Source organism: Gordonia caeni (assembly GCF_039537105.1).
Lineage (GTDB): Bacteria > Actinomycetota > Actinomycetes > Mycobacteriales > Mycobacteriaceae > Gordonia > Gordonia caeni.
Genome location: NZ_BAAAZW010000009.1, coordinates 112,946 through 121,080, shown reverse-complemented (window position 1 = coordinate 121,080; position 8,135 = coordinate 112,946). Strand labels below are relative to the sequence as shown.

The following is an 8,135-nucleotide window of genomic DNA, read 5'->3' as shown; positions in this document are numbered from 1 at the left end:
GAGGCGACGGTAAGCTGTCCTCGCGCGCGGACGGCCGCGCACGGCAGCTTCGATTCCGACCTGATTGGGGGACGTTTCACCATGAGTTCACAAGTGCATGAGTTCCAGGCCGAGGCGCGGCAACTTCTCGACCTCGTCGTCCATTCGATCTACTCGAACAAGGACAGCTTCCTGCGGGAGCTGATCTCGAACGCCTCCGATGCGCTCGACAAGCTCCGGCTGGAGACCCTCCGCGACAAGGAGCTGGTCGCCGACACCACCGATCTGCACGTTCGGCTGACCCCCGCGGCCGAACCGCGGACTCTCACGGTGTCCGACAACGGCATCGGCATGAGCCGCGACGAAGTGATCGAACTGATCGGCACTGTCGCCAAGTCGGGTACCGCGCAGCTGCGTCAGGCGCTGTCGGAGGCCGGCGACGCATCCTCGTCCGAGGAGTTGATCGGCCAGTTCGGCATCGGCTTCTACTCGGTGTTCATGGTCGCCGACCGGGTGAGCATGGTCACCCGCAAAGCGGGCGAGAGCGTCGGCACCCGCTGGGAGTCCACCGGCGACGGCACCTACACCATCGACGACGTCGCCGACGCCCCGCAGGGCACCTCGATCACGTTGTCGCTCAAGCCCGTCGACGTCGAGAACGCCGTGCACGACTACGCCGACCCGCAGGTGCTGCGCGGTCTGGTGAAGCGCTACTCGGACTTCATCGCCTGGCCGATCCGGATGACCGAGACCGTGTCGGTGCCGGCCGAGGAGGAGGGTGGCGAGCCCACCACCGAGGAGGCCGACGCCACGCTCAACTCGCAGAAGGCGCTGTGGGCCAAGAACAAGGACGAGGTCTCCGAGGAGGAGTACACCGAGTTCTACCGGCACATCAGCCACAACTGGGACTCGCCCCTCGAGGTGATCTCGCTGCACGCCGAGGGCACCTTCGAGTACCAGGCGCTGCTGTTTCTGCCCACGCAGGCGCCGTTCGACATGTTCATGCGCGAACGCTCCAGCAGCCTGCACCTGTACGTGCGCCGGGTGTTCATCATGGACGACTGCCCGGAACTGATGCCCGAGTACCTGCGCTTCGTTCAGGGTGTGGTCGACGCGAACGACCTGTCGCTCAACGTCTCCCGCGAGATCCTGCAGCAGGACCGGCAGATCCGTGCGATCCGCCGGCGTCTGGTGAAGAAGGTCATCGGCACCGTCCAGGAGTTGCAGGACCGCAAGCCGGAGGACTACGCCACGTTCTGGTCGGCGTTCGGCAAGGTCTTCAAGGAGGGCCTGGTCAACGATCCGGACAACTTCCAGGCCGTGCTCAAGGCCTCGGTCTTCGAAACCACGCATTCGGCCACCGAGCCGACGAGCCTCGCCGACTACGTGGCCCGCTGCCCGGCCGACCAGAAGGTCATCTACTACATGACCGGGGAGTCGCGTCAGCAGATCGAGCACTCGCCGCACCTGGAAGGCTTCCGCGCCAAGGGCATCGAGGTGCTGTTGCTGTCCGATCCGGTCGACGAGCTCTGGACCTCGCAGATGCCCGAGTTCGACGACCGTCAGTTCGTCTCGGTCGCCAAGGGCGAGGCCGCGCTGGACGACGAGGACACCGACGAGGACACCGAGCGCGACGCGGAGTTCGCCGGCCTGCTGGAGTGGCTGACCGGGGTGCTGGATCAGGATGTCAGCGCCACCCGGCTGTCCAAGCGCCTCACCGATTCGGCGGCCTGCCTGGTGGGTGACACCTTCTCGATGTCGCCGCAGTTGGAGAAGCTGTACCGGGCATCCGGTCAGGAGGTGCCGCACATGAAGCGGGTGCTGGAACTCAACGCGGACCACCCGCTGGTCACCGGTCTGGCCGAGGCCTACACCGGCGGCGGAGACGACCACGCCGCGCTGGAGCCGACGGCCAAGCTCATCTACGCGATGGCGCTGCTGGCCGAAGGCGGCGAGCTGACCGATCCGGCCGAGTTCGCCAAGCTCCTCTCGGACACCCTCGTCGCCGGATTGAAGTGAGTTGCGCATGGGCCTGCTGACCCCGATCGCCGTCCGCGTGGGAGCCATCGAATGGCTCCCGGACTACCTGCCGTGGATCGTCAAGGTCGACGACGGGCTTCAGTGGGCCACCGCAGGCCGCGTCGACCTGCTGACCGTCGCGGGACTGCCCAGCGTGACCATGGTGATTCCCGGGCGTAAGTCCGGGGTCGAGCGCACCACGACGGTGCTCGCCGCGCCGGTCGGAGACGACTGGCTGGTGGCCGGGTCGTACTTCGGCGGGCCCAAGACCCCGGCCTGGGTCTACAACCTGCGGGCGGCGGAGACGATCCAGGTGGAGCGGCACGGCCGGCTGGTCCCGATGCGCCGCCGCGAGCTCGCCGGGGACGAGCGCGCGGCGGCGTGGCAGGAGTTGCGCGGCGTGTGGCCCAACTTCGACCTCTACGAACGCCGGACGACGCGCGTGATCCCGGTGTTCCGGCTCACGCCCGCCGCAGAGTGAACCCCCGCCACGCGAGGGACCGGGGTCACTCGCCGGAGAACTCGGGCTCGCGCTTTTCGAAGACGGCGGTGATCGCCTCGGTGAGGTCTTTGCTGGGCAGGAACGCCGAGTTCCACGCCGCGACGTAGCGCAGGCTGTCGTCCACCCGGGCGGCGCGGCTGTGGTCGAGGACGGTCTTGACGCCCTGAACCACCAGCGGGGGATTGGCCGCGATCTCGGCGGCGGTCGCCCGAGCCGCGGCCAGCACGGCCTCCTGGTCGTCGTAGACGTCGCTGACCAGACCGATCTTCTCGGCGCGCGCGGCGTCGATGTCCTTGCCGGTGAGCGCGAGTTCGCGGGTGTGGCCGTCGCCGATGATGAGCGGCAACCGGGCCAGTGAACCCATGTCGGCGACGATCGCGACCCGAACCTCGCGGACGCTGAACTTGGCGTCGGCACTGGCCAGCCGGATGTCGGCGGCGGTGATCAGGTCCACCCCGCCGCCGATGCACCAGCCGGAGATCGCGGTGACGACCGGTTTGCGGCAGTCGGCCACCGCGTTGATCCCGGCCTGCATGCGCTTGATCGTGTCGTGGAACGCGGTGCGCGGGGCCGCCTGTGCACCGTCGGCCATCACCGGGCCGAAGTCGCCGGCCATGGCGGGCAGATCCAGACCGTACGAGAAGTGCTTGCCGGACCCGGTCAGCACCACCGCGCGCACCTCGGGGTCGGCGTCGATTCCGGTGAAGATCGGCACCAGTTCGGCCCAGAAGGCCGGTCCCATCGCATTGCCGCGCCCCGGCCCGATGAGGGTCACTTCGGCGACGTGATCGGTGATGCTGACCTCGAAGGCTTCGTACTCGGCGGTGCGGTAGCTCATGATTGCTCCTGGTGGGGCCGGTCGGGGACCGGCACGGCGGAAGTGCAGTACGACGGTCGGCGAAGCGGACCGTCCTGCCAGCGACAGTAGGCGATGCGTGCGCCCGGGCGGGTACGGACCCGCCGCCGGGGTGGGCGGCGCCACGGCACGCGGCCGGTCACCGGCGGGAATGTGTCACGATGACCGGATGGCACCGGATCCCTTGCAGCTCTCCGACGTGGCCGTGACCGTGGAGGCCACCGACCGGCCGGCCACCGCCGCCGCGTACACCGCGTTGCTCGGGCCGGCCGATTCGGTGACCGGCCGATGGTCGGCGGGCAACGGGGCGATCGCCGCCGCGGACGCCGGTGACGGTGCGGCCGGGGTGTCGGCGGCCTTCCAGGTGGCCGACCCCGACGGCGCGGCGCGCCTGCTGGCGCGCCGCGGGTCGGCCGTCACCGGGCACGGCGGCGTCCGCTGGTTCGACGCTGCGCCCGCGGTGGGGATCACCGGGGCCGCCGGGGCGCGGCCCGGGGCGCCGCTGCTCGACCACATCGTGTTCACCGCACCGTCGGTGGACGTGGCGATCGCGTTGTTCGCCGGTCGGCTGGGCGCGAATCTGCGCCTGGTCCGGACCTTCGGCGAGGTGCACCAGGTGTTCTTCCGTACCTCGACGGTGGTGATCGAGGTGCTGGCCGGCGCGGACGGGGCCGGACCGGGCATCGAGGTGTGGGGACTGGCGTGGCGCTGCCCGGACCTGGATGCCGAACACCGGCGACTGACCGGGGCCGGGCTCCCCGTGAGTGACATCCGAGCCGGCCGCAAGCCGGGCACCCGAGTGGCGACGATCCGCGAACCGGCGCTGGGCACGCCGACGATTCTGCTGGAGCAGACGGAGCCCTGACCGGAACTCCGGAGACGGATGAGTCGGGCGAGCCGAGCGGCTAACGTGCGAATCATGGCCGAATCCGGAGAGAACCCGCCGCCCGTGCCGCCGTCGGGGGGAGCCGATGTCGGCGAGGCACTGAAGTGGTCGTGGCAGGTCTTCAGCAGAAGGCCGGGGCCGATGGTGGTGCCGGGACTGGCGATCCTGATCGTCACCGTGATCGGCACGGCGCTGATCATCGCCGGAGTGTTCTGGATGGTGCCGTCCTCGGTGGACGGTGACTACGGCCAGACCGCGGCGACCGACGGCTTCGCCGTCGGCGGTCTGATTCTGGTCATCGTCGTCGCCCTGCTGCTCGTTTTCGCTGTGATCTACCTGCAGGGCGCAGTCACGTCGGGCGTGATCCGGGTGGCCGACGGGCGATCGGTCGGGGTCCGGGACTTCCTGGTGCCCACGCGCACCGCGGCGTTCGTCGGCACGGTGATCCTGATGGCGATCATCATCGCCGTCGGCTTCGTCCTTCTGGTGATTCCCGGGCTGATCGCGGTCTTCGCGCTGCAGTACGCGCCGGTTTACGTCCTGGAGCGGAAGATGTCGCCGACCCAGGCGGTCGCCGCCTCGGCGCGGCTGGCCTTCGCCAAGCCCCTCGACAGTCTGCTGGTGCTGCTGGTGCATTACGTCTACGGCTACATCGGCGGTGTGGCCTTCGGGCTCGGCGCCGTCGTGACCCTGCCGATGGGCGAAGCGTTTCTGGTGCACTGCTACCGGAACCTGGTGGGCAGGCCGATCCCGCCGGGAGTCGCATAGCGGCCCGGCCTCGGGTGCGTCAGCCGTCGCCGGACCGGGTGCGTCGGGCGGCTTCGACGGCCAGCATCTGTTCGCGCAGGGTGTCGTAGATCGGTGCCGAGCGCAGTGCCGCGGCGACGATCACCGCGGCTCCTGCCGTCGCCAGCATGGAGATGGAGACGGTGGTGATGGCGCACATCTCCATCACCAGCACGATGCCCGTGAACGGCGCGCGGACCGAGGCGGCGAACAGTCCCGACATGCCCGCGATCATCAGCGTGATCCGGGTGTCGGTGTCGACGGTGACGCCGGCCGCCTCCACCACGCGGGCGAAGAAGACGCCGCACAGGGTGCCCAGCGCCAGCATCGGGGCGAACAGGCCGCCCGGGGTCCCGGCCGCGTACGACAGCGGGCCCGAGAAGAACCGCAGCACCAGATAGATCGCCACCGTCCAGAAGGCGAGCTGCCGGCCGTCGAGCATGGACTGGGCCACCGTGTCGCCGCCGCTGACGGCGTCGGGCACGTAGACCAGTCCGCCGCCGACCACCGCGCCGATCGCGGCGCCCTTCGCCACGGCCGGGATGCGGCGGATCGATCGCAGTCCGCTCAGCAGGCGCGCGATGACGACGTTGTAGCCGACGGCCAGGACACCGAGGAAGACGCCGAAGACCACGAAGATCGGGAGGTTGGCGACCGCGGGCTCGGTGATGGCGCGCACCGTGAAGTCCGGATGGTTGCCCAGCACCACCCGGCTGCACGAGATCGCGGCGACCACCGCGGCGATGGTCCAGACCAGGTAGCGCAGCCGGATTTTGTGCGAGATCTCCTCGAAGACGAAGATCGCGCCGCCGATCGGCGCGTTGAACGCCACGGCGAGACCGGCGCCGGACAGGCAGCTCTGCAGGACGCGGATCTCGTCGCGGGTGGCGCGGCCCAGGCGCCCGGCCAGCGCGCCGAACGAGGCGCCCATGTGCACGGTCGGGCCCTCGCGTCCCAGCACCAGGCCGCCGACACCGATCGAGAGGACACCGCCGATGAAGCGGGCGGGGATGGTGCTGGCGGGCGCGGCCCGGTCCTCGCCCCGTTCCACCGCTTCCACTTGCTGAATGCCGCTGCCGGCCGACATCGGCCACCGGGTGCCGATCCAGGTGGCCGCCGCCGCGGCCGCCGTGCTCACCAGCACCGTCACCAGCCATCCCCACGGGCCGTGGTCCAGGGCCCACTGCGCGAGATCGGCGCGGGCCGCGTCGGTCTTGACCAGCACCCAGCGGAAGGCGCCCCCGGTGAATCCCGCCAGGACTCCGGCGAGCACCGCCAGCAACGTCAGGTAGTACAGGGTCCGCGGTCCGGGGAAGTTCGAGTCGGCGCCCTGCTCGCCGGGCGCCGGTGGTGGGGCAGGAGGCGGTGGGGCATCGGCGTCGTCGTCGCCGTCCTGCCGTCCCTCACTCATCCGCGGCTCCCCATGGACTCGACTCGACCGTGCGCCGGCGGCCGCCGGCGGATACGAAAGATACCGGCACCTTATCGGTACCGCCGTGTCTGATCGGTGATGTCGGCGCGTCCGGGAAGAAAGCAGATGAGCCGCGACATCGTGTGTGAACGATGCCGCGGCTCATGACGCGGTGTCCGAGGGGGGACTTGAACCCCCACGCCCGTTAATAGGGCACTAGCACCTCAAGCTAGCGCGTCTGCCATTCCGCCACTCGGACTCGAGCAGCACGCCGCTCCCGCGGCGCGCCGTGTAACTCTAACCAAGGTTTCCCGGGTATCCCAAATCCGCCGGAAATGGGCTTGAATGAGAGGGTGACTACCCCCCGTGCGACCGACGAAGTGGTGGATCTGGTGAGCCGGTTGATCCGGTTCGACACCTCGAACACCGGAGATCTGGAGACGACCCGCGGCGAGGAGGACTGCGCCAAATGGGTCGCTCAGCGACTCGAGGAGGTCGGCTACGTCACCGAATACGTCGAGTCCGGCCAACCCGGGCGCGGGAACGTCTTCGCGCGGCTGGCCGGCCCGCCGGACTCCGACCGCGGGGCGCTGCTGATCCATGTGCACCTCGACGTGGTGCCGGCGGCCGCGGAGGACTGGAGCGTCGACCCGTTCTCGGGCGCGATCCGCGACGGCTACATCTGGGGCCGGGGCGCGGTGGACATGAAGGACATGGCCGGGATGGTGCTGGCCCTGGCCCGGCAGTTCAAACGGGACGAAGTGGTGCCGCCGCGGGAGATCGTCTTCGCCTTCCTCGCCGATGAGGAGGCCGGGGGCACCTGGGGCTCGCAGTGGCTCGTCGAACACCGGCCCGACCTGTTCGAAGGCATCACCGAGGCCGTGGGCGAGGTCGGCGGCTTCTCACTGACCGTCGACCGGCCCGACGGCGAGGTCCGCCGGCTGTATCTGGTGGAGACGGCCGAGAAGGGGCTGTCGTGGATGCGGCTGACCGCCGAGGGCCGCGCCGGTCACGGTTCGTTCCTGCACGACGAGAACGCGGTCACCGAGATCGCCGCGGCGGTCGCCCGAATCGGCGCGCACACCTTCCCGCTGGTGATGACCGAGTCGGTGGCCGGGTTCCTGGCGGCGCTGTCGGAGGAGACCGGACTCGATTTCAGCCCGGACACCCCGGACCTGGAGACGGCGCTGTTCAAGATCGGCAATCTGGCGCGCATCATCGGCGCCACTCTGCGCGACACCGCGAACCCGACCATGCTTTCGGCGGGCTACAAGGCCAACGTGATCCCGCAGAAGGCGGAGGCGGTGATCGACTGCCGCGTCCTGCCCGGCCGGCAGGCCGAATTCGAGGCCGCCATCGACGAGCTGATCGGCCCGAACGTCAAGCGCGAGTGGATCACCCACCTCGATTCGGTGGAGACCACCTTCGACGGTCACCTGGTCGATGCGATGAACGACGCGATCCTGGCGCACGACCCGCAGGGCCGGACGGTGCCGTACATGCTGTCCGGCGGCACCGACGCCAAGGCCTTCGCCAAGCTGGGCATCCGCTGCTTCGGCTTCGCGCCGCTGCAACTGCCCCCGGACCTGGACTTCGCGGCGCTGTTCCACGGCATCGACGAGCGGGTCCCGGTGGACGCGGTGCTGTTCGGCACCAACGTCCTGGAACATTTCGTGCTCAACTCCTGAACGCCTGG

General features: G+C 69.6%; 7 protein-coding genes and 1 tRNA gene. 5 read left to right on the top strand and 3 right to left on the bottom strand.

Annotated features, from left to right (window positions below):
- Positions 1-81 precede the first annotated feature (81 nt).
- Together htpG and ABD732_RS15255 are read left to right on the top strand one after the other, a co-directional pair.
- On the top strand, positions 82-1,998 hold the full coding sequence (htpG, locus tag ABD732_RS15260; RefSeq protein WP_344785258.1) for a molecular chaperone HtpG: 1,917 nt from the start codon (positions 82-84) through the stop codon (positions 1,996-1,998).
- Between the two features lie 7 nt (positions 1,999-2,005).
- Positions 2,006-2,479 (top strand): nitroreductase family deazaflavin-dependent oxidoreductase, encoded by a 474-nt coding sequence (locus ABD732_RS15255; RefSeq protein WP_344785256.1) that lies wholly within the window; start codon positions 2,006-2,008, stop codon positions 2,477-2,479.
- Positions 2,480-2,504: 25 nt separating this feature from the next.
- Here the strand turns inward: ABD732_RS15255 and ABD732_RS15250 are convergent, their stop codons facing one another.
- Entirely contained in the window at positions 2,505-3,338 is an 834-nt protein-coding gene (locus ABD732_RS15250; protein ID WP_344785254.1) for a crotonase/enoyl-CoA hydratase family protein, read from the bottom strand.
- Positions 3,339-3,525: 187 nt separating this feature from the next.
- Between ABD732_RS15250 and ABD732_RS15245 the strand changes: the two genes are divergently transcribed.
- The gene (locus ABD732_RS15245; RefSeq protein ID WP_344785252.1) at positions 3,526-4,221 is read left to right on the top strand and encodes a VOC family protein; all 696 of its coding nucleotides are present in this window, start codon (positions 3,526-3,528) and stop codon (positions 4,219-4,221) included.
- A 54-nt stretch (positions 4,222-4,275) separates the two neighbouring features.
- Positions 4,276-5,010 carry a YciC family protein gene (locus ABD732_RS15240; protein WP_344785249.1) on the top strand — a complete coding sequence of 245 codons (735 nt, stop codon included), beginning with the start codon at positions 4,276-4,278 and terminating at the stop codon, positions 5,008-5,010.
- Positions 5,011-5,029: 19 nt separating this feature from the next.
- On the opposite strand, the gene ABD732_RS15235 is transcribed toward ABD732_RS15240, so the two are convergent.
- Both ABD732_RS15235 and ABD732_RS15230 read right to left on the bottom strand, forming a co-directional pair.
- A complete protein-coding gene (locus tag ABD732_RS15235) occupies positions 5,030-6,439 on the bottom strand; it encodes a ClC family H(+)/Cl(-) exchange transporter (protein WP_344785247.1) in 1,410 nt (469 codons plus the stop codon).
- Positions 6,440-6,612: 173 nt separating this feature from the next.
- Positions 6,613-6,698 (bottom strand) — tRNA-Leu (locus ABD732_RS15230).
- Positions 6,699-6,792: 94 nt separating this feature from the next.
- Here ABD732_RS15230 and ABD732_RS15225 point away from each other — a divergent pair.
- Positions 6,793-8,127 (top strand): M20/M25/M40 family metallo-hydrolase, encoded by a 1,335-nt coding sequence (locus ABD732_RS15225; RefSeq protein WP_344785245.1) that lies wholly within the window; start codon positions 6,793-6,795, stop codon positions 8,125-8,127.
- The last annotated feature ends 8 nt before the right edge of the window (positions 8,128-8,135 follow it).

Excerpts from the sequence above, each read along its gene's own strand:
- htpG (WP_344785258.1), top strand. The coding sequence starts at position 82 with ATGAGTTCACAAGTGCATGAGTTCCAGGCCGAGGCGCGGCAACTTCTC.
- ABD732_RS15255 (WP_344785256.1), top strand. The coding sequence starts at position 2,006 with ATGGGCCTGCTGACCCCGATCGCCGTCCGCGTGGGAGCCATCGAATGG.
- ABD732_RS15250 (WP_344785254.1), bottom strand. The coding sequence starts at position 3,338 with ATGAGCTACCGCACCGCCGAGTACGAAGCCTTCGAGGTCAGCATCACC.
- ABD732_RS15245 (WP_344785252.1), top strand. The coding sequence starts at position 3,526 with ATGGCACCGGATCCCTTGCAGCTCTCCGACGTGGCCGTGACCGTGGAG.
- ABD732_RS15240 (WP_344785249.1), top strand. The coding sequence starts at position 4,276 with ATGGCCGAATCCGGAGAGAACCCGCCGCCCGTGCCGCCGTCGGGGGGA.
- ABD732_RS15235 (WP_344785247.1), bottom strand. The coding sequence starts at position 6,439 with ATGAGTGAGGGACGGCAGGACGGCGACGACGACGCCGATGCCCCACCG.